The 25,194-nt window shown below is 52.8% G+C and carries 27 protein-coding genes, 1 tRNA gene and 1 pseudogene; 20 read left to right on the plus strand and 9 right to left on the minus strand.

Features of this window, described 5'->3' with window-relative positions; all coding sequences use genetic code 11:
* Positions 1-112 precede the first annotated feature (112 nt).
* Positions 113-622 (minus strand): serine protease inhibitor ecotin, encoded by a 510-nt coding sequence (gene eco, locus ACJHX4_RS05480; RefSeq protein ID WP_000712252.1) that lies wholly within the window; start codon positions 620-622, stop codon positions 113-115.
* Positions 623-735: 113 nt separating this feature from the next.
* Positions 736-900: a hypothetical protein gene (locus tag ACJHX4_RS05485; protein ID WP_001296243.1), complete on the minus strand. Its 165-nt coding sequence runs from the start codon at positions 898-900 to the stop codon at positions 736-738.
* Positions 901-1,008: 108 nt separating this feature from the next.
* Here ACJHX4_RS05485 and napF point away from each other — a divergent pair, with 108 nt between their 5' ends.
* From napF to ccmH, 15 genes are read left to right on the plus strand one after another with little or no spacing between them, the layout of a single operon-like run.
* Positions 1,009-1,503, plus strand: coding sequence for a ferredoxin-type protein NapF (gene napF / locus ACJHX4_RS05490; RefSeq protein WP_000686738.1), 495 nt, complete (start codon positions 1,009-1,011; stop codon positions 1,501-1,503).
* Complete coding sequence (gene napD, locus ACJHX4_RS05495) at positions 1,493-1,756, plus strand: chaperone NapD (RefSeq protein WP_000557384.1); 264 nt, start codon at positions 1,493-1,495, stop codon at positions 1,754-1,756. Before napF ends, napD begins: the two co-directional genes overlap by 11 nt.
* Positions 1,753-4,239: a periplasmic nitrate reductase subunit alpha gene (gene napA / locus ACJHX4_RS05500; protein ID WP_000778067.1), complete on the plus strand. Its 2,487-nt coding sequence runs from the start codon at positions 1,753-1,755 to the stop codon at positions 4,237-4,239. Before napD ends, napA begins: the two co-directional genes overlap by 4 nt.
* A gap of 6 nt (positions 4,240-4,245) precedes the next feature.
* A complete protein-coding gene (gene napG, locus ACJHX4_RS05505; RefSeq protein ID WP_000091291.1) occupies positions 4,246-4,941 on the plus strand; it encodes a ferredoxin-type protein NapG in 696 nt (231 codons plus the stop codon).
* Positions 4,928-5,791, plus strand: a complete 864-nt coding sequence (napH, locus tag ACJHX4_RS05510) for a quinol dehydrogenase ferredoxin subunit NapH (RefSeq protein ID WP_000013499.1) — start codon at positions 4,928-4,930, stop codon at positions 5,789-5,791. Before napG ends, napH begins: the two co-directional genes overlap by 14 nt.
* Entirely contained in the window at positions 5,788-6,237 is a 450-nt protein-coding gene (gene napB / locus ACJHX4_RS05515; RefSeq protein ID WP_000835174.1) for a nitrate reductase cytochrome c-type subunit, read from the plus strand. Before napH ends, napB begins: the two co-directional genes overlap by 4 nt.
* 9 nt (positions 6,238-6,246) lie before the next feature.
* Positions 6,247-6,849 (plus strand): cytochrome c-type protein NapC, encoded by a 603-nt coding sequence (napC, locus tag ACJHX4_RS05520; protein ID WP_000528376.1) that lies wholly within the window; start codon positions 6,247-6,249, stop codon positions 6,847-6,849.
* 12 nt (positions 6,850-6,861) lie between these two features.
* Entirely contained in the window at positions 6,862-7,485 is a 624-nt protein-coding gene (gene ccmA / locus ACJHX4_RS05525; RefSeq protein ID WP_023908537.1) for a cytochrome c biogenesis heme-transporting ATPase CcmA, read from the plus strand.
* Positions 7,482-8,144, plus strand: coding sequence for a heme exporter protein CcmB (gene ccmB, locus ACJHX4_RS05530; protein ID WP_000971730.1), 663 nt, complete (start codon positions 7,482-7,484; stop codon positions 8,142-8,144). The genes ccmA and ccmB overlap by 4 nt, the downstream gene beginning before the upstream one ends.
* A gap of 41 nt (positions 8,145-8,185) precedes the next feature.
* The gene (gene ccmC / locus ACJHX4_RS05535; protein ID WP_001296242.1) at positions 8,186-8,923 is read left to right on the plus strand and encodes a heme exporter protein CcmC; all 738 of its coding nucleotides are present in this window, start codon (positions 8,186-8,188) and stop codon (positions 8,921-8,923) included.
* A complete protein-coding gene (gene ccmD, locus ACJHX4_RS05540) occupies positions 8,920-9,129 on the plus strand; it encodes a heme exporter protein CcmD (protein WP_000186540.1) in 210 nt (69 codons plus the stop codon). The genes ccmC and ccmD overlap by 4 nt, the downstream gene beginning before the upstream one ends.
* Complete coding sequence (gene ccmE, locus ACJHX4_RS05545) at positions 9,126-9,605, plus strand: cytochrome c maturation protein CcmE (RefSeq protein WP_001026418.1); 480 nt, start codon at positions 9,126-9,128, stop codon at positions 9,603-9,605. Before ccmD ends, ccmE begins: the two co-directional genes overlap by 4 nt.
* Positions 9,602-11,545 (plus strand): cytochrome c-type biogenesis heme lyase CcmF, encoded by a 1,944-nt coding sequence (gene ccmF, locus ACJHX4_RS05550; RefSeq protein WP_000982445.1) that lies wholly within the window; start codon positions 9,602-9,604, stop codon positions 11,543-11,545. Before ccmE ends, ccmF begins: the two co-directional genes overlap by 4 nt.
* Complete coding sequence (dsbE, locus tag ACJHX4_RS05555; RefSeq protein ID WP_000824439.1) at positions 11,542-12,099, plus strand: thiol:disulfide interchange protein DsbE; 558 nt, start codon at positions 11,542-11,544, stop codon at positions 12,097-12,099. The genes ccmF and dsbE overlap by 4 nt, the downstream gene beginning before the upstream one ends.
* Positions 12,096-13,148, plus strand: a complete 1,053-nt coding sequence (gene ccmH / locus ACJHX4_RS05560; RefSeq protein WP_001211575.1) for a cytochrome c-type biogenesis thiol:disulfide oxidoreductase CcmH — start codon at positions 12,096-12,098, stop codon at positions 13,146-13,148. Before dsbE ends, ccmH begins: the two co-directional genes overlap by 4 nt.
* A gap of 34 nt (positions 13,149-13,182) precedes the next feature.
* Here the strand turns inward: ccmH and narP are convergent, their stop codons facing one another.
* On the minus strand, positions 13,183-13,830 hold the full coding sequence (narP, locus tag ACJHX4_RS05565) for a nitrate/nitrite response regulator protein NarP (RefSeq protein WP_001113641.1): 648 nt from the start codon (positions 13,828-13,830) through the stop codon (positions 13,183-13,185).
* Positions 13,831-14,149: 319 nt separating this feature from the next.
* On the opposite strand from narP, the pseudogene ACJHX4_RS05570 reads away from it, so the two are divergent.
* A pseudogene (locus ACJHX4_RS05570) lies at positions 14,150-15,072 on the plus strand (autotransporter outer membrane beta-barrel domain-containing protein); the annotation flags it as partial.
* Between the two features lie 131 nt (positions 15,073-15,203).
* Here ACJHX4_RS05570 and ACJHX4_RS05575 read toward each other — a convergent pair.
* The 3 genes from ACJHX4_RS05575 to ACJHX4_RS05585 all read right to left on the minus strand — a co-directional run bounded on the left by ACJHX4_RS05575 (position 15,204) and on the right by ACJHX4_RS05585 (position 17,362).
* Positions 15,204-15,280, minus strand: a tRNA-Pro gene (locus ACJHX4_RS05575).
* Between the two features lie 74 nt (positions 15,281-15,354).
* The gene (gene yejM, locus ACJHX4_RS05580) at positions 15,355-17,115 is read right to left on the minus strand and encodes an LPS biosynthesis-modulating metalloenzyme YejM (protein ID WP_000256203.1); all 1,761 of its coding nucleotides are present in this window, start codon (positions 17,113-17,115) and stop codon (positions 15,355-15,357) included.
* A gap of 19 nt (positions 17,116-17,134) precedes the next feature.
* Positions 17,135-17,362 (minus strand): YejL family protein, encoded by a 228-nt coding sequence (locus ACJHX4_RS05585; protein WP_001135664.1) that lies wholly within the window; start codon positions 17,360-17,362, stop codon positions 17,135-17,137.
* Positions 17,363-17,543: 181 nt separating this feature from the next.
* Between ACJHX4_RS05585 and yejK the strand changes: the two genes are divergently transcribed.
* Positions 17,544-18,551 (plus strand): nucleoid-associated protein YejK, encoded by a 1,008-nt coding sequence (gene yejK, locus ACJHX4_RS05590; protein ID WP_000050789.1) that lies wholly within the window; start codon positions 17,544-17,546, stop codon positions 18,549-18,551.
* Between the two features lie 138 nt (positions 18,552-18,689).
* On the opposite strand, the gene rplY is transcribed toward yejK, so the two are convergent.
* Both rplY and ACJHX4_RS05600 read right to left on the minus strand, forming a co-directional pair.
* Positions 18,690-18,974 carry a 50S ribosomal protein L25 gene (gene rplY / locus ACJHX4_RS05595; RefSeq protein WP_000494186.1) on the minus strand — a complete coding sequence of 95 codons (285 nt, stop codon included), beginning with the start codon at positions 18,972-18,974 and terminating at the stop codon, positions 18,690-18,692.
* Positions 18,975-19,098: 124 nt separating this feature from the next.
* Positions 19,099-20,859: a DEAD/DEAH box helicase gene (locus ACJHX4_RS05600; protein ID WP_000578064.1), complete on the minus strand. Its 1,761-nt coding sequence runs from the start codon at positions 20,857-20,859 to the stop codon at positions 19,099-19,101.
* Positions 20,860-21,008: 149 nt separating this feature from the next.
* Between ACJHX4_RS05600 and rsuA the strand changes: the two genes are divergently transcribed.
* The 3 genes from rsuA to ACJHX4_RS05615 all read left to right on the plus strand — a co-directional run bounded on the left by rsuA (position 21,009) and on the right by ACJHX4_RS05615 (position 23,600).
* Positions 21,009-21,704 (plus strand): 16S rRNA pseudouridine(516) synthase RsuA, encoded by a 696-nt coding sequence (gene rsuA / locus ACJHX4_RS05605; RefSeq protein WP_001234850.1) that lies wholly within the window; start codon positions 21,009-21,011, stop codon positions 21,702-21,704.
* 27 nt (positions 21,705-21,731) lie between these two features.
* A complete protein-coding gene (gene bcr, locus ACJHX4_RS05610) occupies positions 21,732-22,922 on the plus strand; it encodes a multidrug efflux MFS transporter Bcr (protein ID WP_000213379.1) in 1,191 nt (396 codons plus the stop codon).
* 333 nt (positions 22,923-23,255) lie between these two features.
* Positions 23,256-23,600, plus strand: a complete 345-nt coding sequence (locus ACJHX4_RS05615) for a YejG family protein (RefSeq protein WP_000202798.1) — start codon at positions 23,256-23,258, stop codon at positions 23,598-23,600.
* Positions 23,601-23,603: 3 nt separating this feature from the next.
* Here ACJHX4_RS05615 and yejF read toward each other — a convergent pair whose 3' ends face one another.
* Positions 23,604-25,193: a microcin C ABC transporter ATP-binding protein YejF gene (yejF, locus tag ACJHX4_RS05620; RefSeq protein ID WP_000194884.1), complete on the minus strand. Its 1,590-nt coding sequence runs from the start codon at positions 25,191-25,193 to the stop codon at positions 23,604-23,606.
* Between the last annotated feature and the right edge of the window lies 1 nt (position 25,194).

Below are 25,194 nucleotides of genomic sequence, written 5' to 3' on the forward strand. Positions count from 1 at the left end.
GTATGCTGATAAGACGCTTCAGCGTCGCATCAGGCAACCGGCTCGGGCGTTAGATGTCGGATGCGGCGTAACCGCCTTATTCGGCCTACAGGTTGCAGCACTTCAAAGCAGTTTAGCGAACAACCGCGTTGTCAATTTTCTCTTCCGCCTTCCAGACACGGTACTTCACATCCACATTGTCTGGCGTATACACCACGATCGGCAGCTTGCTGTTGTAACGCAGCATTCCAGCATCGCCCAGATACGCGGTGACAAATTTCTTCTCTTTCTTGCCATCCGGGCAGGCCATCATCGTGGAAACCGGCGAGCTAACTTTATCAAAGACATAATAATCATAGCCCCAGCCTTCCAGCGTTTTGCTTTCCAGCTTCCCGCCGAGACGATGCAAATTGCAGTCGACTTCCAGCGTCTGACCGATTAACAGTTCTACTTTCAGGGTAGATTCATCTTCTTGCGGAGTTAACTGAATCACCTGACGCTTCATGCCTTTTTCAGCTTGTGGATAAGGCGCGATTTTTTCCAGTGGCTGGACGCTCTCTGCCGCCCAGGCGGAAGTGGTGGCGAAAGCGGCAAACAATACTGCAGGTAGAATGGTCTTCATTTTTTTGCTTTCCTTCTTCATTTATAGGTTTTCACCGATGATGTCGCTGAAGGTTAACATATTCATCAGATTTATTAATTTGCTTTATGAATAACTTAAAGAACATTCAGATAATTTTACCTGCTCTTTTAGTGTTAAATTCTGATGAGAAAACAAACCAGCAGAAATATCTCTGGCGAATTAATCGCTATATAAATATGTTTATAACCATTTGAAATGTGAGCAAAAGCCCGTTTTTGCCACGCTTCCCGCCACTCTTTTGATCCTGCTACAGGTTTTACCCCGATCGGGGTATGCATCTTTGACACATCCTTTAATATCTTAGCGGCTATAAAAATGGCTTATTAATTATGCGGTTTATTTGGTCGCTCTCAATTTTCAGAGCGCGTTAATGATGGAAGGTCAATGTGAAGATTGATGCATCCCGTCGGGGCATACTCACTGGTCGCTGGCGCAAAGCCAGTAACGGTATCCGTCCGCCCTGGTCCGGTGATGAATCTCATTTTCTGACCCATTGCACCCGCTGCGACGCCTGTATTAATGCTTGTGAAAACAACATTCTGCAACGCGGCGCGGGTAGCTATCCGAGCGTTAATTTCAAAAATAACGAGTGCAGCTTCTGTTACGCCTGCGCGCAGGCTTGCCCCGAATCGCTATTTTCTCCGCGCCACACCAGGGCCTGGGATTTGCAGTTCACCATTGGGGACGCGTGCCTGGCGTATCAGTCAGTTGAATGCCGCCGCTGTCAGGATAGCTGTGAGCCAATGGCAATTATCTTTCGCCCGACGCTCTCCGGGATCTACCAGCCGCAACTTAATAGCCAACTTTGCAACGGATGTGGAGCATGTGCAGCCAGCTGTCCGGTATCAGCCATAACTGCGGAGTATCTCCATGCACACTAACTGGCAAGTTTGCAGCCTGGTCGTGCAGGCCAAAAGCGAACGAATTTCAGACATCAGCACCCAACTGAACGCCTTTACCGGCTGTGAAGTTGCTGTCAGCGACGCGCCGAGCGGTCAGTTGATTGTGGTGGTGGAAGCAGAAGACAGCGAAACGCTGATCCAAACCATTGAGTCAGTACGCAACGTAGAGGGCGTGCTGGCGGTGTCGCTGGTTTATCACCAGCAGGAAGAGCAAGGTGAGGAAACACCATGAAACTCAGTCGTCGTAGCTTTATGAAAGCTAACGCCGTTGCGGCCGCTGCGGCGGCTGCCGGTCTCAGCGTGCCGGGCGTTGCCCGCGCCGTTGTTGGTCAGCAGGAAGCCATTAAATGGGATAAAGCGCCGTGCCGTTTCTGCGGTACGGGTTGCGGCGTTCTGGTCGGAACGCAGCAGGGGCGTGTGGTGGCTTGTCAGGGCGACCCGGACGCACCGGTTAACCGTGGCCTGAACTGCATTAAGGGCTATTTCCTGCCCAAAATCATGTACGGTAAAGACCGTTTGACGCAGCCGCTGCTGCGTATGAAAAACGGTAAATATGATAAAGAAGGCGAATTTACCCCAATCACCTGGGATCAGGCCTTCGATGTGATGGAAGAGAAATTCAAAACCGCCCTGAAAGAAAAAGGGCCGGAATCGATCGGTATGTTCGGTTCTGGTCAGTGGACTATCTGGGAAGGTTATGCCGCGTCCAAGCTGTTTAAAGCGGGCTTCCGTTCGAACAACATCGACCCGAACGCGCGTCACTGTATGGCGTCGGCAGTAGTTGGCTTTATGCGTACCTTTGGTATGGATGAGCCGATGGGCTGCTATGACGACATCGAGCAGGCTGACGCGTTTGTGCTGTGGGGCGCAAACATGGCGGAGATGCACCCGATCCTCTGGTCGCGCATCACTAACCGTCGTCTCTCTAACCAGAACGTTACCGTGGCGGTGCTTTCTACCTACCAGCATCGTAGCTTCGAGCTGGCGGATAACGGCATCATCTTTACGCCGCAATCTGACCTGGTGATCCTGAACTATATCGCCAACTATATCATTCAAAACAATGCGATAAATCAGGACTTCTTCAGCAAACACGTTAACCTGCGCAAAGGGGCGACGGACATCGGCTACGGTTTACGTCCGACCCATCCGCTGGAAAAAGCAGCGAAGAATCCGGGTTCTGACGCCTCCGAACCGATGAGCTTTGAAGATTACAAAGCCTTCGTTGCTGAATATACGCTGGAAAAAACCGCCGAAATGACCGGCGTGCCGAAAGACCAGTTAGAACAACTGGCGCAGCTGTATGCCGATCCGAACAAGAAAGTCATCTCCTACTGGACGATGGGCTTCAACCAGCATACCCGTGGTGTGTGGGCCAACAACCTGGTCTACAACCTGCACCTGCTGACCGGCAAAATTTCCCAGCCGGGTTGCGGTCCGTTCTCCCTGACCGGGCAGCCTTCCGCGTGTGGTACTGCGCGTGAAGTGGGCACCTTTGCTCACCGTCTGCCTGCGGACATGGTGGTGACTAACGAGAAACATCGTGATATTTGCGAGAAGAAGTGGAATATCCCGAGTGGCACCATTCCGGCGAAAATCGGTCTGCACGCGGTGGCACAAGACCGTGCGCTGAAAGACGGCAAACTGAATGTTTACTGGACCATGTGTACCAATAACATGCAGGCCGGACCGAACATTAATGAAGAGCGTATGCCGGGCTGGCGCGATCCGCGCAACTTTATCATCGTTTCCGATCCATATCCGACGGTCAGTGCGCTGGCAGCGGACTTGATCCTGCCGACCGCAATGTGGGTAGAGAAAGAGGGGGCTTACGGTAATGCCGAACGCCGTACTCAGTTCTGGCGTCAGCAGGTACAGGCACCGGGTGAAGCAAAATCGGATCTCTGGCAGTTAGTTCAGTTCTCCCGTCGCTTCAAAACTGAAGAAGTGTGGCCGGAAGAGCTGCTGGCTAAGAAACCGGAACTGCGTGGCAAAACGCTGTATGAGGTTCTGTATGCCACTCCGGAAGTGAGCAAATTCCCGGTATCCGAACTGGCGGAAGATCAGCTGAACGACGAATCTCGCGAGCTGGGCTTCTATCTGCAAAAAGGGTTGTTCGAAGAGTACGCATGGTTTGGTCGCGGTCACGGTCACGATCTCGCGCCGTTCGATGATTACCACAAAGCACGCGGTCTGCGCTGGCCGGTGGTGAACGGTAAAGAAACGCAGTGGCGTTACAGCGAAGGTAACGACCCGTACGTGAAAGCGGGCGAAGGCTACAAGTTCTACGGTAAACCGGATGGCAAAGCGGTGATCTTCGCGCTGCCGTTCGAACCTGCGGCGGAAGCGCCGGATGAAGAGTACGACCTGTGGCTCTCTACCGGACGCGTCCTGGAGCACTGGCATACCGGCAGTATGACTCGCCGTGTACCGGAACTGCACCGCGCCTTCCCGGAAGCGGTTCTGTTTATTCACCCGCTGGATGCGAAAGCGCGCGATCTGCGCCGTGGCGACAAAGTGAAAGTGGTTTCTCGCCGTGGCGAAGTGATCTCGATTGTCGAAACGCGCGGTCGTAACCGTCCGCCGCAGGGCCTGGTGTACATGCCGTTCTTCGACGCCGCACAGCTGGTTAACAAACTGACGCTGGATGCGACCGATCCGCTCTCGAAAGAGACGGACTTCAAGAAGTGCGCGGTCAAACTGGAGAAGGTGTAAGCCATTATGTCCCGGTCAGCGAAACCTCAAAATGGTCGCCGCCGCTTTCTGCGCGATGTCGTTCGCACAGCAGGCGGGCTGGCTGCCGTGGGTGTGGCGCTGGGGTTACAACAGCAAACCGCACGCGCATCTGGTGTGCGGTTGCGCCCGCCCGGAGCCATAAACGAGAACGCCTTTGCCAGTGCCTGTGTGCGTTGCGGTCAGTGTGTTCAGGCTTGCCCTTACGACACCTTAAAACTGGCGACGCTGGCCTCTGGTCTGTCGGCGGGCACGCCATATTTTGTCGCACGGGATATTCCTTGCGAAATGTGTGAGGACATTCCGTGCGCCAAAGTGTGCCCGAGCGGTGCGCTGGATCGTGAGATCGAATCGATCGACGACGCGCGGATGGGGCTGGCGGTACTGGTGGACCAGGAAAACTGTCTCAACTTTCAGGGGCTGCGCTGCGATGTTTGTTATCGCGAATGCCCGAAAATTGATGAGGCCATCACCCTGGAGCTGGAGCGCAACACGCGAACCGGTAAGCACGCCCGCTTTCTGCCGACGGTTCACAGCGACGCCTGTACCGGCTGCGGTAAGTGCGAAAAAGTGTGCGTGCTGGAACAACCGGCAATCAAGGTGTTACCGCTGTCACTGGCGAAAGGGGAGTTAGGTCACCATTACCGCTTCGGCTGGCTGGAGGGGAACAATGGCAAATCGTAAACGTGACGCCGGGCGCGAGGCGCTGGAGAAAAAAGGCTGGTGGCGCAGTCACCGTTGGTTAGTGTTACGTCGCCTTTGTCAGTTCTTCGTGCTGGGGATGTTTTTGAGCGGTCCGTGGTTTGGTGTGTGGATCTTGCACGGCAACTACAGCAGTAGCCTGTTATTCGACACCGTTCCACTGACCGATCCGCTGATGACACTGCAAAGTCTTGCCAGCGGTCATCTGCCTGCCACGGTAGCGCTGACTGGTGCGGTGATTATCACCGTGCTCTACGCCCTGGCAGGAAAGCGATTATTTTGCAGCTGGGTCTGCCCGCTGAACCCGATTACCGACTTAGCAAATTGGTTACGCAGACGATTTGACCTCAATCAGTCTGCGACGATCCCTCGCCACATTCGCTACGTGCTGTTGGTGATCATTCTGGTGGGATCGGCCTTAACTGGCACGCTCATCTGGGAATGGATCAACCCCGTTTCCCTGATGGGGCGTAGCCTGGTAATGGGCTTCGGCAGCGGCGCGCTGCTTATTCTCGCGCTGTTTTTATTTGATCTACTGGTCGTTGAACACGGCTGGTGCGGGCACATTTGTCCGGTTGGTGCACTGTATGGCGTGCTGGGTAGCAAAGGTGTGATTACCGTTGCGGCCACCGATCGGCAGAAATGTAACCGCTGTATGGATTGTTTTCATGTTTGCCCGGAACCGCATGTGCTACGTGCCCCGGTGCTGGATGAACAAAGCCCGGTGCAGGTCACCAGCCGCGATTGCATGACGTGCGGTCGCTGCGTGGATGTCTGTTCTGAGGATGTATTTACAATAACTACACGATGGAGTTCGGGAGCGAAATCATGAAAAGCCATGACCTGAAGAAAGCGCTGTGTCAATGGACGGCGATGCTGGCCCTGGTGGTAAGCGGCGCGGTTTGGGCGGCTAATGGCGTCGATTTTAGCCAGTCGCCGGAAGTATCCGGGACGCAGGAAGGGGCCATTCGGATGCCAAAAGAGCAGGATCGGATGCCGCTGAACTATGTGAATCAGCCGCCAATGATCCCGCATAGCGTTGAAGGTTATCAGGTAACGACCAATACCAACCGCTGCTTGCAGTGCCACGGTGTCGAAAGTTATCGCACCACTGGCGCGCCGCGCATTAGTCCTACTCACTTTATGGACAGCGACGGCAAAGTGGGCGCGGAAGTGGCTCCGCGTCGTTATTTCTGTCTGCAATGTCACGTACCGCAGGCCGATACCGCGCCAATCGTGGGGAATACCTTTACCCCGTCAAAAGGTTACGGGAAATAAGAGGTTATTATGGGAAATTCTGACCGTAAGCCTGGTCTGATTAAGCGCCTGTGGAAATGGTGGCGTACCCCCAGCCGTCTGGCGCTGGGGACGCTGCTGTTGATCGGTTTTGTCGGTGGCATCGTCTTCTGGGGCGGCTTTAACACCGGGATGGAAAAAGCCAATACCGAAGAGTTCTGCATTAGCTGCCACGAAATGCGTAACACGGTGTATCAGGAATACATGGATTCCGTGCACTACAACAACCGTAGCGGCGTCCGTGCGACCTGTCCGGATTGTCACGTTCCGCACGAGTTTGTGCCAAAGATGATACGCAAGCTCAAAGCAAGTAAAGAGCTGTATGGTAAAATTTTTGGCGTTATTGACACGCCGCAGAAATTTGAAGCTCATCGCCTGACGATGGCACAGAATGAGTGGCGGCGCATGAAGGACAACAACTCGCAGGAGTGCCGTAACTGTCACAACTTCGAGTATATGGATACAACCGCCCAGAAATCGGTTGCCGCGAAGATGCATGACCAGGCGGTGAAAGATGGGCAAACCTGTATTGATTGCCATAAAGGGATAGCGCACAAGCTGCCCGACATGCGTGAAGTCGAGCCAGGTTTTTAACAGGGTTATTGCGTGAGTATGCTTGAAGCCAGAGAGTTACTTTGCGAGCGGGATGAACGAACCTTATTTAGTGGTTTATCATTTACGCTGAACGCAGGAGAGTGGGTACAAATCACCGGTAGCAACGGCGCGGGGAAGACAACGCTTCTCCGTTTGCTGACGGGGTTGTCTCGCCCTGATGCAGGCGAGGTTCTCTGGCAAGGGCAGCCCTTGCATCAGGTACGCGACAGCTACCATCAAAACCTGTTATGGATAGGCCATCAGCCGGGGATCAAAACCCGGCTGACGGCGTTAGAAAATCTGCACTTTTATCATCGCGATGGCGATACCGCACAATGTCTGGAAGCCCTGGCGCAGGCCGGGCTTGCCGGATTCGAAGATATTCCGGTAAATCAACTTTCTGCCGGGCAACAACGCCGCGTCGCTTTAGCGCGTCTGTGGCTGACCCGTGCCACGTTATGGATCCTCGACGAGCCTTTTACCGCGATTGACGTTAATGGCGTCGATCGTCTGACCCAGCGTATGGCGCAGCATACGGAGCAGGGGGGGATTGTGATTCTGACTACCCACCAGCCGCTCAACGTTGCTGAAAGTAAAATTCGCCGCATTTCACTGACGCAAACGAGGGCCGCATGATGTTCTGGCGCATTTTCCGTCTTGAGCTGCGCGTAGCGTTTCGCCACAGCGCCGAAATCGCCAACCCGCTGTGGTTCTTCCTGATTGTCATTACCCTTTTTCCGCTCAGTATCGGTCCGGAGCCGCAACTGCTGGCGCGTATTGCGCCGGGTATTATCTGGGTTGCCGCGCTGCTTTCATCCTTGCTGGCACTCGAGCGACTGTTCCGTGACGATTTGCAGGACGGCAGTCTTGAACAATTGATGTTGTTGCCGTTACCCTTGCCCGCCGTTGTGCTGGCGAAGGTGATGGCGCACTGGATGGTAACCGGTCTGCCGTTACTCATCCTTTCGCCCCTGGTAGCAATGCTACTGGGAATGGATGTTTATGGCTGGCAAGTGATGGCGTTAACGCTACTGCTGGGAACCCCTACGCTTGGCTTTCTTGGTGCGCCGGGCGTGGCGCTGACAGTGGGACTTAAGCGCGGTGGTGTGCTGCTCAGCATACTGGTGTTACCGCTGACTATCCCATTACTCATCTTTGCCACCGCCGCGATGGACGCGGCTTCTATGCATTTGCCCGTTGATGGGTATCTGGCAATTTTAGGCGCGTTGCTGGCAGGCACCGCGACATTAAGTCCTTTTGCGACGGCGGCAGCGTTACGAATCAGCATTCAATAACGCTGGATTACTGATTTTTGTTCGAGTCTGGTATCGAAACTATGTGGAAAACACTGCATCAACTGGCGATCCCACCACGGCTGTATCAAATCTGTGGCTGGTTTATACCGTGGCTGGCAATTGCCAGTGTGGTCGTGCTTACCGTCGGCTGGATCTGGGGGTTCGGCTTTGCTCCGGCTGATTATCAGCAGGGAAATAGCTACCGCATTATCTACCTGCATGTGCCTGCGGCGATCTGGTCGATGGGCATTTATGCATCAATGGCGGTGGCGGCGTTTATTGGCCTTGTCTGGCAGATGAAAATGGCCAACCTGGCGGTGGCGGCGATGGCCCCCATTGGTGCCGTGTTTACCTTTATTGCCCTGGTTACCGGCTCTGCATGGGGAAAACCGATGTGGGGCACCTGGTGGGTATGGGATGCACGTCTGACTTCTGAACTGGTGCTGCTGTTTCTGTATGTTGGTGTCATTGCCCTGTGGCACGCCTTCGACGACCGTCGTCTGGCTGGGCGTGCGGCAGGTATCCTGGTGCTGATTGGCGTGGTGAATCTGCCGATTATTCATTACTCCGTAGAGTGGTGGAACACCCTGCATCAGGGATCAACGCGAATGCAGCAAAGTATCGATCCGGCGATGCGTTCGCCGCTGCGCTGGTCGATTTTGGGCTTCCTGCTCCTGTCTGCCACGCTGACGCTGATGCGGATGCGTAATTTGATTTTGCTGATGGAAAAACGCCGTCCGTGGGTGAGTGAACTGATACTGAAAAGAGGCCGTAAATGACCCCTGCATTTGCTTCCTGGAATGAATTTTTCGCAATGGGCGGTTACGCCTTTTTTGTCTGGCTGGCGGTGGTGATGACCGTTATTCCGCTGGTGGTTTTAGTCGTGCACTCGGTGATGCAACATCGCGCAATTCTGCGTGGCGTGGCGCAACAGCGGGCGCGTGAGGCGCGTTTACGTGCTGCGCAACAGCAGGAGGCTGCATGAATATTCGCCGTAAAAACCGCTTGTGGATTGCCTGTGCCGTGCTGGCGGGGCTGGCGCTGACTATCGGTCTGGTGCTATATGCGCTGCGCTCGAATATCGATCTCTTTTATACGCCGGGGGAGATTCTCTACGGCAAGCGTGAAACTCAGCAGATGCCGGAAGTCGGTCAGCGTCTGCGCGTTGGCGGGATGGTGATGCCGGGGAGTGTGCAGCGCGATCCCAATTCGCTAAAAGTAACTTTCACCATTTACGACGCTGAAGGTTCAGTAGATGTCTCTTACGAAGGCATTTTGCCGGATCTGTTCCGTGAAGGGCAGGGCGTTGTGGTGCAGGGCGAACTGGAAAAAGGCAATCATATCCTCGCGAAAGAAGTGCTGGCGAAACACGATGAAAACTACACGCCGCCAGAAGTTGAGAAAGCGATGGAAGCTAACCACCGTCGCCCGGCGAGTGTTTATAAGGACCCAGCATCATGATGCCAGAAATTGGTAACGGGCTGCTGTGTCTGGCGCTAGGAATTGCGCTGCTGCTGTCTGTGTATCCGCTATGGGGCGTGGCGCGCGGGGACGCGCGCATGATGGCGTCTTCCCGCTTGTTTGCCTGGCTGCTGTTTATGTCTGTGGCTGGCGCATTTCTGGTGCTGGTCAATGCTTTCGTGGTCAACGACTTTACCGTCACCTATGTTGCCAGCAACTCCAATACCCAGCTTCCGGTGTGGTATCGCGTGGCGGCTACCTGGGGCGCGCATGAAGGCTCGCTCCTGCTGTGGGTGCTACTGATGAGCGGCTGGACCTTTGCGGTAGCGATTTTTAGTCAGCGTATTCCGCTGGATATTGTTGCCCGCGTACTGGCGATAATGGGGATGGTCAGTGTCGGCTTTTTGCTGTTCATTCTCTTTACCTCTAACCCGTTCTCACGCACGCTGCCGAATTTCCCGATTGAAGGGCGCGATCTTAACCCGTTGTTGCAGGATCCGGGGCTGATTTTCCACCCGCCTCTGCTCTATATGGGGTACGTCGGTTTCTCGGTGGCGTTTGCTTTTGCCATTGCATCTTTGTTGAGTGGGCGTCTGGACAGCACTTATGCGCGTTTTACTCGTCCGTGGACGCTGGCTGCGTGGATCTTCCTGACGCTCGGCATTGTGCTCGGTTCCGCATGGGCCTATTACGAACTCGGCTGGGGCGGCTGGTGGTTCTGGGATCCGGTAGAAAACGCCTCGTTTATGCCGTGGCTGGTGGGGACTGCGCTGATGCACTCACTGGCGGTCACTGAACAACGCGCCAGCTTCAAAGCGTGGACATTACTGCTGGCAATCAGTGCCTTCTCGTTGTGTCTGCTGGGGACTTTCCTCGTGCGTTCCGGCGTGCTGGTATCGGTACACGCGTTTGCGTCTGATCCGGCGCGCGGTATGTTTATCCTCGCCTTTATGGTGCTGGTGATTGGCGGTTCGCTGCTGCTGTTTGCCGCGCGTGGACACAAAGTTCGCTCACGCGTAAACAATGCGCTGTGGTCGCGGGAATCTTTGCTGTTAGCGAACAACGTTTTGCTGGTAGCCGCGATGCTGGTGGTGTTGCTGGGGACGTTGCTGCCGCTGGTGCACAAGCAACTGGGACTGGGCAGTATTTCGATTGGCGAACCGTTCTTCAACACCATGTTTACCTGGCTGATGGTGCCGTTTGCGCTACTGCTTGGTGTCGGCCCTCTGGTGCGCTGGGGACGCGATCGCCCACGTAAAATCCGCAATTTGTTGATTATCGCCTTCATCTCTACGCTGGTGCTGTCGCTGCTGTTGCCGTGGCTGTTCGAAAGCAAAGTTGTGGCGATGACGGTGCTCGGCCTGGCAATGGCCTGCTGGATTGCGGTGCTGGCAATTGCGGAAGCTGCGCTGCGTATTTCACGCGGCACGAAAACCACCTTCAGTTATTGGGGGATGGTGGCAGCTCACCTGGGGCTGGCAGTGACAATTGTTGGCATTGCTTTTAGTCAGAACTATAGCGTTGAGCGTGATGTGCGCATGAAGTCCGGCGATAGCGTCGATATTCATGAATATCGCTTCACCTTCCGTGATGTCAAAGAAGTGACTGGTCCAAACTGGCGTGGCGGTGTGGCGACTATCGGCGTAACGCGAGATGGCAAGCCGGAAACAGTGCTGTATGCAGAAAAACGTTATTACAACACTGCCGGGTCGATGATGACCGAAGCGGCGATTGACGGTGGCATCACGCGTGACCTGTACGCGGCGCTCGGTGAAGAGCTGGAAAACGGCGCGTGGGCCGTGCGTCTTTACTACAAACCATTTGTTCGCTGGATTTGGGCGGGCGGGCTGATGATGGCGTTGGGCGGACTGCTGTGTCTGTTTGATCCTCGCTATCGTAAGCGCGTGAACCCGCAGAAAACTGCGCCGGAGGCTGCATGAAGCGCAAGGTATTGTTAATTCCGTTGATTATCTTCCTGGCGATTGCCGCGGCGCTGCTGTGGCAGCTGGCGCGTAATGCCGAAGGGGATGATCCGACCAATCTGGAATCGGCGCTCATTGGCAAGCCAGTGCCGAAGTTTCGCCTCGAATCACTGGACAATCCGGGGCAGTTTTATCAGGCGGATGTGCTGACTCAGGGCAAACCAGTGCTGCTTAACGTCTGGGCGACCTGGTGTCCGACCTGCCGTGCGGAACATCAATATCTGAATCAGCTTTCTGCGCAGGGCATCCGCGTGGTCGGCATGAACTATAAAGACGATCGCCAGAAGGCAATCAGCTGGCTGAAAGAGCTGGGCAATCCTTACGCGCTAAGCCTGTTTGATGGCGACGGCATGTTAGGGCTGGATCTCGGTGTCTATGGCGCGCCAGAAACGTTCCTTATTGACGGCAACGGCATCATTCGCTATCGCCATGCGGGCGATCTCAATCCTCGCGTCTGGGAAGAAGAGATCAAGCCACTGTGGGAGAAATACAGTAAGGAGGCCGCACAATGAGGTTTTTATTGGGCGTGCTGATGCTGATGATCTCCGGCTCAGCGCTGGCGACCATCGACGTGTTGCAGTTTAAAGATGAAGCACAGGAACAACAGTTCCGTCAGCTCACTGAAGAACTGCGCTGCCCGAAATGCCAGAACAACAGCATTGCCGATTCCAACTCGATGATTGCCACCGACCTGCGCCAGAAAGTGTATGAACTGATGCAGGAAGGCAAAAGTAAGAAAGAGATTGTCGATTATATGGTGGCGCGTTACGGCAACTTCGTCACTTACGATCCGCCGTTAACGCCGCTGACCGTGCTGCTGTGGGTGCTGCCAGTAGTGGCTATTGGCATTGGCGGTTGGGTCATATACGCCCGTTCGCGGCGTCGGGTACGCGTGGTGCCGGAAGCGTTTCCAGAACAAAGCGTGCCGGAAGGTAAGCGTGCCGGATATGTTGTTTATCTGCCGGGTATTGTGGTGGCGTTAATTGTGGCTGGCGTCAGCTACTACCAGACTGGCAATTATCAGCAGGTGAAAATCTGGCAGCAGGCCACGGCACAGGCTCCGGCGTTACTGGACAGGGCGCTGGATCCGAAAGCCGATCCGCTCAACGAAGAAGAGATGTCGCGCCTTGCGCTGGGGATGCGTACTCAACTGCAAAAAAATCCGGGAGATATAGAAGGCTGGATTATGTTGGGCCGCGTTGGCATGGCGCTGGGTAACGCCAGTATCGCCACCGATGCATACGCCACTGCGTATCGCCTCGATCCGAAAAACAGCGATGCTGCACTGGGATACGCTGAAGCGTTGACACGTTCATCTGATCCCAACGACAACCGCCTCGGCGGCGAACTGCTGCGCCAGTTGGTGAGAACGGACCATAGCAATATCCGTGTGTTAAGCATGTATGCATTTAATGCCTTTGAGCAGCAACGATTTGGCGAAGCCGTTGCCGCGTGGGAAATGATGTTGAAACTCTTACCTGCCAACGATACTCGCCGTGCGGTGATCGAACGTAGTATCGCGCAGGCGATGCAACATTTGTCGCCGCAGGAGAGTAAATAAAAAGTGGCCCGATGGTGATGCCATCGGGCTATTTTTATTGTGCCCCGCGTTGTTGCAGGAACAGAATGGTGGCCGCCACGCGTGAGCGGACGTTGAGTTTACGCAGCAGATTGCGAATATGGACTTTTACTGTCTGCTCGGAAATATTCAACACCGAGGCAATCTGTTTATTTGACAGCCCCTGTGCCAGCTCGTGCAGAACATCCAGCTCGCGTTCTGTCAGCACGCTGAAGGGGTCTTCTTCCGCGCCAAACATTTCACGTTCACGTAAGTACTGATTGACGCGTTCGCTAAAGACTTTGCTGCCTTTCGCTCCGGCACGAATCGCTTCCAGTAACACTTCCGGGTCGCTGTCTTTCAACAGATAACCGTCTGCGCCTGCGTCTATCAGTGCAAAGACATCGCTGGAGGCATCTGATACGGTCAGGATAATAATTTGCGCGGTAACGCCATCCCTGCGCAAGGCATTGAGGGTATCCAGGCCACTCATGCCTTTCATATTGAGATCCAGCAAGATCACGTCGATATCCAGTCTATTCGCCAGATCGATCGCGCTTGCGCCGTCGCCCGCTTCGGCGACCACTTCAAAGCCAGAATCAAGCTCCAGTAACTGACGAACACCGCGTCGCATAAGTGGATGATCATCCACAATCATCACCTGAAAAGGCGTTGCTTCAGGCATAGTAGTCTCCTGAGGTTTTATTAGAATCATTATGTTTGAGCGTAGCGTTGGTAACGCTACCAGGCGCGTGAATGTTACCCCATTTTATGTATGGACATGTAGTGAAAACTACAACTTTGTCGTTCGCTTTGGCATCATCTTTATTATAAAGACGGAATTTTGCATCAGCTTCTCATCAGGAAAAACAACTAAAAAATCAATCACAATACTTGTGCATTTCTTTAAACAGTTTTTAAAAACTGACTCCGGGTATGGAGCTATGGGTATTTTCTGTCCCCAATGCTTTTAACAGCAATTAATTTCATAGGATGAAAGCTTAATGCACCAATCTGGTTCTGTTTCTCTTTGTCGTTCCGCAATATCTGTTCTGGTGGCTACAGCGTTATATTCGCCCATAGCATTGGCATCAACTGTTGAGTATGGTGAGACAGTTGATGGTGTTGTCCTGGAAAAAGATATCCAGCTGGTTTGTAGGGCCGCCAATAATACGAAAATCAATCCTGGCGGAGAACAGCATATATAAGAATTTGGTGTAAGTAGTAATACTGAAATTAACGGGGGATATCAGTACATTGAAATAAATGGCACCGCAGAATACTCAGTATTAAATGATGGTTATCAAATTGTTCAAATGGGTGGCGCGGTAAACCAGACTACGATCAATAATGGAGTGCTACAGGTTTATGGCGCGGCGACTGATCCCACGATTAAAGGAGGGCGCTTAATTGTTGAAAAAGATGGGATTGCCGTCTTTGCCGTTATAGAAAAGGGAGGGCTACTGGAGGTTAAAGCAACAGGTGATTTCAAAATATTCGTGACGGACACCGGTGCCAGCCCGGCAGCAGGAGATAACCTTACACTGGTAACAACGGGCGCGGTGATGCGGCATTTACGTTGGGCAATGCCGGAGGCGTTGTTGATATCAGTACGTATGAATATACCTTGCTGGATAATGGCAACCATAGCTGGAGTCTCGCAGAGAATCGCGCACAAATGCCCCCTTCAACCACGGATGTGCTGAATATGGCGGCAGCACAACCGCTGGTATTTGATGCAGAACTGGACACCGTGCGTGGGCGTCTTGGTAGCGTAAAAGGCGTTAATTACGATACGGCGATGTGGAGTTCGGCAATTAACAGCCGCAACAACGTGACCACTGATGCAGGCGCTGGCTTTGAGCAAACATTGACGGGGCTAACGCTTGGTATCGACAGCCGTTTCTCCCGTGAAGAAAGCAGCACAACTCAGGCGGGTGTGGTCTGGACGTTCTGATAACAGAAAATAAACAGGCCGTGATGTGTCGCGGTCTGTTTATCGAATTAAATGCAGATATAAAAAAACCAACCGCAATAGGTTGGTTTTCTTGGGATTTTTGGTCGGCACGAGAGGATTTGAACCTCCGACCCCCGACACCCCATGACGGTGCGCTACCAGGCTGCGCTACGTGCCGACTCGTGGCTGCTAATACTACCGTTTTCCACACCGATTGCAAGTAAGATATTTTGCTAACTGATTTATAATTAATCAGTTAGCGATAAAACGCTTCTCGTCTGTCAGTACTTGCAATAACAAACTTAACTGTGGTTTTTCATCTTTCACTCTTTCACCACGTAAGTTGTAAGTGCGGTATTTACCGTTATTGTTCAGCACCAGCGTCTTTTTCGGGGTGGTAATTGCCAGCGTATCGTTATCCGCGGCGGTAACCCAGTAATGGCGGCGTTGAGGGTTGAACAAATCCTGACCTTGCGAATATTCGCTGGCAGGTGTGCTGACATGTAGCAGGCGTTGCATCAGCGTCGTCATCAGATCGGTATGATCAGTCAGCGCATTAATACGCTGCGCCGGCGTGCCTGGCCAGTGAATCACTAATGGCACCTGCAGATGACCGTGGGACCAGTCAAAGGTTTCTTCCTCTTCGCTCAGCGGAATACCCCGCCCGGCAGTGATAATCACCACCGTATTGTCCAGTTTGCCAGAATCACGCAGTGCATTGAGCACGCGGTTGATCTGGTCATCGACATTGCCTGCTGCCCGGCTATATTTCCGTGCAAATGCCTGCTGATTGCTGTCGTCAATGTTTGTGCCATTGAAAGAGACCCACGAGAACCAGCGGTTATCTTCTTGTGCGTAGCGGCCCAGCCAGTTAATCCACTGCGTGGCGGTCTGTTCGTCGGATTGGGTGCGTACACTCGGCATCGAGAAATCTGACAACAATGCCTGGCGATACAGCGGGCTGGTAAAGCCATCTGACGAGAATAACCCCAGCTGATAGCCTTGCTGATTAAGCGCAGTAATTAACGCCGCAGGCGTACGGGTCGACAAAATGCCGTCCATATAGCTTGGCGAGATGCCATAAAACAGGCCAAAGATGCCGTTGTCTGTAGTGTTGCCGGAGCTCATATGACGCGTGAACGAAATATTTTGCTCAGCAAAACCTGCCAGCGCAGGCATCTGCTTCTCGAAGCGTGAGTAGTTCAGGCCATCGACAGTAATCAACAGCACATTCTGCCCGGTGCCCATATCGCGATAGCGCAGTTCGCTTAACGGATACTGAACGGAAACGGCGTCTGGATTGCCTTGCTCAATAAGACGGCGTTGATACTCTTGCGCATCAAGCAGGCCATGCTTCTCAAGAAAACGTCGTGCCGTCATCGGGTACGAAAGCGGCAGGTTAGCGCGCTGCATGGTGATCGGGCGATAGAAGTTGGCATCGGCCCAGATATAAACCACATGCGAGGCGATAAAGGCGATAAATAAGAATGCGGCCAGCGGGCGCGCGAAGCGCCGACGACGCGTCAGGCTGCGCAGCTTTTGCCAGCTCCACGTCGCAAACACCAGTTCAAGCAATAAAATAACCGGCACGCTGATGAACATCAGCTGCCAGTCGCGCGCCATCTCATTTTCGTCTGGGTTGATAACCAGCTGCCAGACGATGGGATTAAGATGGAGATGGAAACGAGTAAAGACTTCGCTGTCGATCAGTAATAGCGTCATTCCCGCCGTTGCCAGAATGACGGACAAAAACCTCATCAGCCTCTGGGAGCCGACGATAAAGGTTAGCGGGAAGAGGATCAGCAAGTAGGTGGCGAACACCAGGAAGCTGAAATGACCGATAATGCTTACGTAGGAATAAATGCGACCAGCAAGCGTTGTCGGCCAGTCGGCGATAAACAGGTAACGGCTGCCAATGACGAGCGAAAGCAGAATATTGAACAGTGCAAACCAGTGCCCCCAACTGACCATCTGGGAGACTTTTTCACGGTAGCGCTGACGATGAGTTACCATAACCTGTTATCTGTTTCCCTTAGTGCGCTTTGTCTTCGTTGATAGAGGACTGTAAGGCGCGGGCAAAAGAGTTGGCAATTGCCTGGCGTTGGGCCGGGGCAATGCTGGTGTTGATAAGGTTAGTGACCATGTTGCCTAACACCATCAGGGAAAGGTCGGTCGGAGCCTTATGTTTTTCCAGTATGTTGAGCAGCTCTGCGAGCAATTGTTCAACCTGTTCATCACTGTAGCGGGAAATTTGTGGCATAAATCGAAATCAGTTAGTTGATGAAAGGGCAACATATTACCGTAGCAACGGTTTTTTTTCTGCTTTTTTATGCGTTAAATCATTCTCGTTACGCCGCCTTCTGTAAAATGACCGCCATCTTTTATTGCGTCGCTTAACCGGCGGTGGTTGAATACCGCCCGGTCTTAAAGGAGAGTTTATCATGAGTCTGGATATCAACCAGATTGCTCTGCACCAGCTTATCAAGCGTGATGAGCAGAACCTTGAGCTGGTGTTGCGCGATTCATTGCTGGAACCGACGGAAACCGTCGTTGAGATGGTGGCAGAACTGCATCGGGTCTATAGCGCCAAAAATAAAGCTTACGGCTTGTTTAGCGAAGAGAGTGAACTGGCGCAGACGCTGCGCTTACAGCGTCAGGGCGAAGAGGACTTTCTGGCATTTAGCCGCGCGGCAACCGGTCGCCTGCGTGACGAATTAGCGAAATATCCTTTTGCTGACGGTGGATTCGTGCTGTTTTGCCACTATCGCTATCTGGCGGTGGAGTATCTGCTGGTGGCAGTTCTGAGCAACCTGAGCAGTATGCGTGTTAACGAAAATCTCGACATCAACCCAACCCATTATCTTGATATCAATCATGCGGATATTGTTGCGCGTATCGATTTAACCGAGTGGGAAACCAATCCAGAGTCGACCCGCTATCTCACTTTCCTGAAAGGGCGAGTAGGGCGCAAAGTGGCGGATTTCTTTATGGATTTCCTCGGTGCCAGCGAAGGGTTAAACGCGAAAGCGCAAAACCGTGGGCTGTTGCAAGCGGTCGATGATTTCACTGCCGAAGCACAACTGGATAAAGCAGAGCGACAGAACGTGCGCCAGCAGGTTTATAGCTACTGTAATGAGCAGCTACAGGCAGGTGAAGAGATTGAACTGGAATCGCTGTCGAAAGAGCTGGCAGGCGTCAGCGAAGTGAGCTTCACGGAGTTTGCGGCTGAAAAAGGCTACGAACTGGAAGAGAGCTTCCCGGCAGACCGTAGCACACTGCGTCAGTTGACGAAGTTTGCCGGTAGCGGCGGTGGCTTGACTATTAACTTTGATGCGATGCTGTTAGGTGAACGCATCTTCTGGGATCCAGCAACCGATACCCTGACCATTAAAGGCACGCCGCCGAACTTGCGCGATCAATTGCAGCGCCGGACGTCTGGCGGCAATTAATCGGTTTTGTGTTCTGAATGCCAGATGCGGCGTGAACGCCTTATCTGGCCTGCAAAAAATAGCAATACCGTAATCAGGCATAATTTGCAGAGACAAAAAACCCCGCCGGAGCGGGGTTTTTTACAACTTATTCAGCAATTAAGCGCGAACGAAGTCGATGTGCAGCAGCTTCGGTTTGTACGGGTGACGCTGTACGTCCTGAGCTTTAACTTTGATTTCTTTACCGTCAACAACGATGGTCAGAACTTCGCTGTAGAATTCAGCTTTAACTTGCATGTTCATGACTTTGTCGTGATCCAGTTCGACAGCCAGCGGCGCTTCTTTGCCACCGTAGATGATTGCCGGGAACTTGTTAGCGGCACGCAGGCGGCGGCTCGCACCCTTACCCTGCTCTTTACGTACTTCTGCGTTGATAGTAAACATTTCTTTCTCTCTTAAATTAATCCTGCTACAGGCGACCCAGCAACAGGTAAGTGATCTGCTTTGCGTATGCAAAAGCGGGCGAGATTCTATACTCAATCGCCTTATACATCAATCAAAACTACCATTAACCGCGTAATTCGTGCGCCCGACGAAAACGACCTTCGTAATCGAACACTTTTTCACGCACTTGCCAGTACTGGCCTTTCATGCGGGCGACGACAAAATCCGGGTGTCGCAATAAGGCTTGCTGGGCGAGGACATCGGCGGCGGTGATCCAGCGCAGCGGGATGCCCGGTGTGCGCGTATGCGGGCGGATAAAAAGCTGCTCGAAGGCAGTTCGCTGGGCGGGCGTTTGCAGACGGAAACGCTCACTCACATCCGCGCCGTCTTCATCGTAATAGGTGATTTTCAACCATTCGCCTTTTTCGTCGTGCCCATGCTGCAAAGACATGCCGCTACAGCGTAATACCAGCGCGTCTTTCAGTCGTAGCGCCGCTTTTAACATATCATCCGGGTCAACCAGAATGGTGTCACACTCGCGGCAACGGCGGGCGGCAATATCATTTTCAGCGTTACATTGCGGGCAATTTTTAAAACGGAAACGGAAGTCACACTGTTCGCGATGTCCGTCGTCATCTTCAAACCATCCCTGACAGCGACGACCAAAGTGTTCAATCAATGTCCCGTCGGCGGTCGTTTTCCCCCAAAAGGTGTTGGCAAAACCGCAGGCAGGGCAGAAAACCTGTACCGGAACGTTGTCACTTTTGCCTTTCGGTGTACCAACTTCCGGCGCGTAGAGATCGTGAGGGTTACCCGCATAATCAAGAATTAAGCAATCAGTCTTGCCGGGGGCCAGGCGCAGACCGCGCCCGACAATTTGTTGGTAAAGACTCACCGATTCGGTAGGGCGCAGAATGGCGATAAGATCGACGTGCGGGGCGTCAAATCCGGTGGTCAGTACCGCGACGTTGACCAGATAGCGAAAACGCTGGGCTTTAAAATCATCAATTAACACATCGCGCTCAGAGCCGGGTGTGTCGCCAGTAATCAGTGCTGCATCTTCGGCAGGCAGTAATCCCACTATCTCTTTTGCGTGTTCGACCGTCGCGGCGAAAATCATCACCCCTTTGCGCGTTGCAGCAAACTCCATGATTTGGCTGATGATGTGTGGCGTAATGCGTTGCTGTTTTTTCAGCTCGCGGTTGAGATCGGCTTCGCTGAACAGTCCGTTACTCTGTGCCTGCAAGCGGCTGAAATCGTATTGCACTACTGGCATATCCAGCCGTTCTGGCGGCGTCAGATAGCCGTGTTTAATCATATAACGCAGCGGCAGCTCATAAATGCAGTCACGGAAAAGGGCTTTCTCATCGCCGCGTACCATGCCGTGATAATGGAACTGGTAGATCCAGCCTTTGCCCAGTCGAAAAGGCGTGGCAGTCAGCCCCAGCAGGCGTAAGTGGGGATTCACTTTGGTCAGGTGAGTGAGGATTTGCTGATATTGGCTCTCTTCATCGTCACCAATACGGTGGCATTCATCGACAATCAACAGCGAAAATTCACCCTGAAAGGCATCAAGATTACGGGCGACCGACTGCACGCTGCCAAATACCACTTTACCGTGGCTCTCTTTGCGCTTTAGCCCGGCGGCAAAAATATCGGCTTCCAGCCCCAGCGCCTGATATTTTGCATGGTTTTGTGCCACCAGTTCTTTAACGTGTGCCAGCACCAGCACGCGACCACGCGCCAGCCGCGCCAGTTCCGCTATCACCAGGCTTTTACCTGCACCGGTGGGCAGCACGATTACGGCAGGGGTTTTATGACGACGAAAATGGTTGAGCGTGGCATCCACGGCTTCTTGCTGATATGGGCGGAGTGTAAAAATCATGGTCTCGCGTAGGTAGATTATTCTGCTAATAGTATGCCACGGATCTTTTTCCCTTGAGGGAAGTTATTAGACCGCTATACTGGGCAGACAACAGTTCAGATTTTCGGGTCATTACCCGACCTCCGTTTTTTACAGGCAAAATCACACACATGCGACTTGATAAATTTATCGCACAGCAACTCGGCGTTAGCCGTGCTATTGCCGGGCGTGAAATCCGCGGCAATCGTGTCACCGTCGATGGCGAAATCGTCCGTAATGCAGCGTTCAAACTGCTCCCTGAACATGATGTCGCTTACGATGGCAACCCGCTGGCGCAGCAACACGGTCCACGTTACTTCATGCTCAATAAGCCTCAGGGCTATGTTTGCTCCACGGACGACCCGGATCACCCAACGGTGCTCTATTTTCTTGATGAACCGGTAGCGTGGAAACTGCACGCTGCAGGGCGTCTGGATATCGATACCACCGGTCTGGTACTAATGACAGATGATGGTCAGTGGTCGCACCGCATTACTTCCCCGCGCCATCATTGCGAGAAGACCTATCTGGTGACGCTGGAATCACCCGTAGCTGACGATACGGCAGAGCAATTTGCTAAAGGCGTGCAGCTGCATAACGAAAAAGATCTCACTAAGCCGGCGGTGCTGGAAGTGATTACCCCAACGCAGGTTCGTTTGACCATCAGCGAAGGGCGTTATCATCAGGTGAAACGTATGTTCGCCGCCGTGGGTAACCATGTGGTTGAGCTGCATCGTGAACGTATTGGCGGTATTACGCTGGATGCTGATTTAGCCCCCGGTGAATATCGTCCGTTAACTGAAGAAGAAATTGCCAGCGTCGTCTAACTTTTCAATGACTTTCAGGAGCCCGTTGTGACCACCCGACAGCATTCGTCGTTTGCTATTGTTTTTATCCTTGGCCTGCTGGCCATGTTGATGCCGCTGTCGATTGATATGTATCTGCCTGCGCTACCGGTAATTTCAGCGCAGTTTGGTGTACCGGCGGGCAGTACGCAGATGACCCTCAGTACTTATATTCTGGGCTTTGCGTTGGGGCAGTTAATCTACGGGCCGATGGCAGACAGCTTCGGGCGTAAGCCGGTGGTTCTTGGCGGTACGCTGGTGTTTGCCGCCGCCGCGGTGGCGTGTGCGTTGGCACAAACCATCGATCAGCTGATTGTGATGCGTTTCTTCCACGGGCTGGCTGCGGCTGCGGCCAGCGTGGTTATCAACGCTTTGATGCGTGATATCTACCCGAAAGAAGAGTTCTCACGGATGATGTCGTTTGTCATGCTGGTGACGACCATTGCACCGCTGATGGCACCGATAGTTGGCGGCTGGGTGCTGGTGTGGCTGAGCTGGCATTACATCTTCTGGATCCTCGCCGTGGCGGCGATTCTGGCTTCGGCAATGATCTTCTTTCTGATCAAAGAAACCTTACCACCGGAGCGTCGCCAGCCTTTTCACATTCGTACCACTATTGGTAACTTTGCGGCGCTGTTCCGTCATAAGCGTGTCCTGAGTTATATGCTGGCCAGCGGTTTCAGCTTTGCCGGGATGTTCTCATTCTTAAGCGCCGGACCGTTTGTCTACATTGAAATCAACCACGTCGCGCCGGAAAACTTTGGTTATTACTTTGCGCTAAACATTCTTTTTCTGTTCGTGATGACCATCTTTAACAGCCGCTTCGTCCGCCGTATTGGCGCGTTAAATATGTTCCGCTCGGGGTTGTGGATACAGTTTATTATGGCAGCGTGGATGGTCATCAGTGCACTGCTGGGGCTGGGATTCTGGTCGCTGGTGGTTGGCGTTGCGGCGTTTGTGGGCTGCGTGTCGATGGTGTCATCCAATGCGATGGCGGTCATTCTTGATGAGTTTCCCCATATGGCGGGAACGGCATCTTCGCTGGCAGGAACCTTCCGTTTCGGCATAGGGGCAATTGTTGGCGCATTACTTTCTCTTGCGACCTTTAACTCTGCATGGCCGATGATTTGGTCAATTGCATTCTGTGCAACCAGCTCCATTCTCTTCTGTCTGTACGCCAGTCGGCCGAAAAAACGGTGATCTATTGCACAACGAGGAAGCTAAAAGGCTTCCTTTGTTGATGCATGTCAACCACAAATCTATCATTCCCCCGATATATGTTTATTTTATGTAAAATCAATTTATGTAAAAAGTCACATCATTGTAGTTAAAAAGGTTGAGTTAGATCGCAGAAACGGGTACATATAGCCCCGCAAACGTGACCACGCCCGCAGATATTATTTAAATCAGAGCCATATAGGCCACGCAGGCGAGGCATCAATCTTTACGATCTGTATAAAGACGGATTGTTGATGATGTGTTAAAATTGATGTAAATAAATTGTGAAGTAAAATGTACTTCCGGGGAAAATAAGTGACTTCATTACAACTCTCAATCGTCCATCGACTGCCGCAGAACTATCGCTGGTCTGCTGGTTTCGCAGGTTCGAAGGTTGAACCGATTCCGCAAAATGGACCGTGCGGTGACAACAGCCTGGTGGCGCTTAAATTGCTTAGCCCGGATGGTGATAATGCATGGTCGGTGATGTACAAACTAAGCCAGGCGTTAAGCGACATCGAAGTTCCATGTTCGGTGCTGGAGTGTGAAGGTGAGCCGTGCCTGTTTGTAAATCGCCAGGACGAATTTGCTGCAACATGCCGATTGAAAAATTTTGGTGTGGCAATTGCCGAACCCTTTTCAAACTACAATCCTTTTTAAGCGTCAGCTCAACGCCAGTAGCTGACGCGTATACTCCTGCTGCGGTGCGGCAAACACGCGCGCGCACGGTCCTTGTTCCACTACTTCCCCTTGTCGCAGTACGATAACCTGATGACATAACGCGCGGACAACGTGCAAATCGTGGCTGATAAACAAATAGGCCAGTTGATGCTTTTGTTGCAATGATTTCAATAGCGTCAATATTTGCGCCTGCACCGTTTTGTCGAGTGATGATGTTGGTTCATCAAGAATGATCAGCGAGGGCTTAAGAATTAACGCCCTGGCAATCGCAATACGTTGCCGCTGACCACCAGAGAACTCCGCCGGATAACGGTGGCGTGTTTCAGGATCTAATCCCACTTCATGCATCACGGCTATCACTTGTTGTTCGCGTTGTGCGGCAGAAAGCGTCGGCTGGTGAACCCGTAAGCCTTCCTCAATAATTTGCAAAACGTTGAGTCGTGGGTTGAGTGAGGAGTTTGGATCCTGAAATACCACCTGAATGCGATGACGAATAGGTAACAGCTGGCGGCGATTTAAATTTTGCAGTGGCTGACCGTCAAAGACGATGCTGCCATGAGAGTTAATCAGTCGCAGCAGCGCCAGTCCCGTCGTGCTTTTCCCGGAACCGGACTCGCCCACTAAACCCAGTGTTTCACCCGCCCGTAGCGTAAAACTGATGTTTTTCACCACCACATTATGATCCACAATGCGCTTCAAAATCCCTTTGCGAATGGGGAAGGCAACCTGAAGTTGTTCAACATCCAGCAACGTTGAGGCAGGTTCTGGCAATGGCACCGGGTCGCCAGATGGTTCACTGTTGAGTAGCTTTTGTGTGTAAGGATGAGTGGGTGAGGCAAATAGCGTAGCGGCGTTATTTTTCTCGACACAGCGACCGTTTTGCATTACCGCCACGCGGTGGGCCAGTTTTCTAACAATGCTGAGGTTATGAGTAATAAACAGCATACCCATATTCAGCTCGCCTTGCAGTTCGCGCAACAGCTGTAAAATCTGCGCCTGGACAGAGACGTCCAGCGCGGTGGTTGGTTCATCGGCAATTAATAATTCCGGTCGCGTTAACAGCGCCATCGCAATCATCACCCGCTGGCGTTCGCCGCCGGAGAGCTGATGCGGATAATCTGTCAGCCGTTTTGCCGCCTGGCGGATACCGACGCGATCAAGGCAGTTAAGAATTTCGCCACGAGCCGCTTCCCGACGCATCCCGCGGTGGAGTGAAAGCACTTCATAAAGCTGTTTTTCCAGGGTATGTAATGGATTTAACGACACCATCGGCTCCTGAAAAATCATGGCGATCTTATTACCGCGTACACCGCGCAACGTTTGATCGCTGGCATGAAGCAGCGATTCGCCATGAAAACGAATATCGCCGGAGAGATATTCAACCGGCGGGCAAGGGAGCAGGCGTAAAATTGACAGCGCGGTAACGCTCTTACCTGAACCAGACTCACCTACCAGCGCCAGCGTTTCGCCAGCCTCAATGTGTAGTGACACATCATTCACTACGGTACGAACAGTTTGCTGATGGCGAAAACCCACCGACAAATTTTCAATCGCTAACAGAGTTTGCGTCATG

This window comes from Escherichia sp. WS2035 (assembly GCF_046487065.1).
GTDB lineage: Bacteria > Pseudomonadota > Gammaproteobacteria > Enterobacterales > Enterobacteriaceae > Escherichia > Escherichia coli.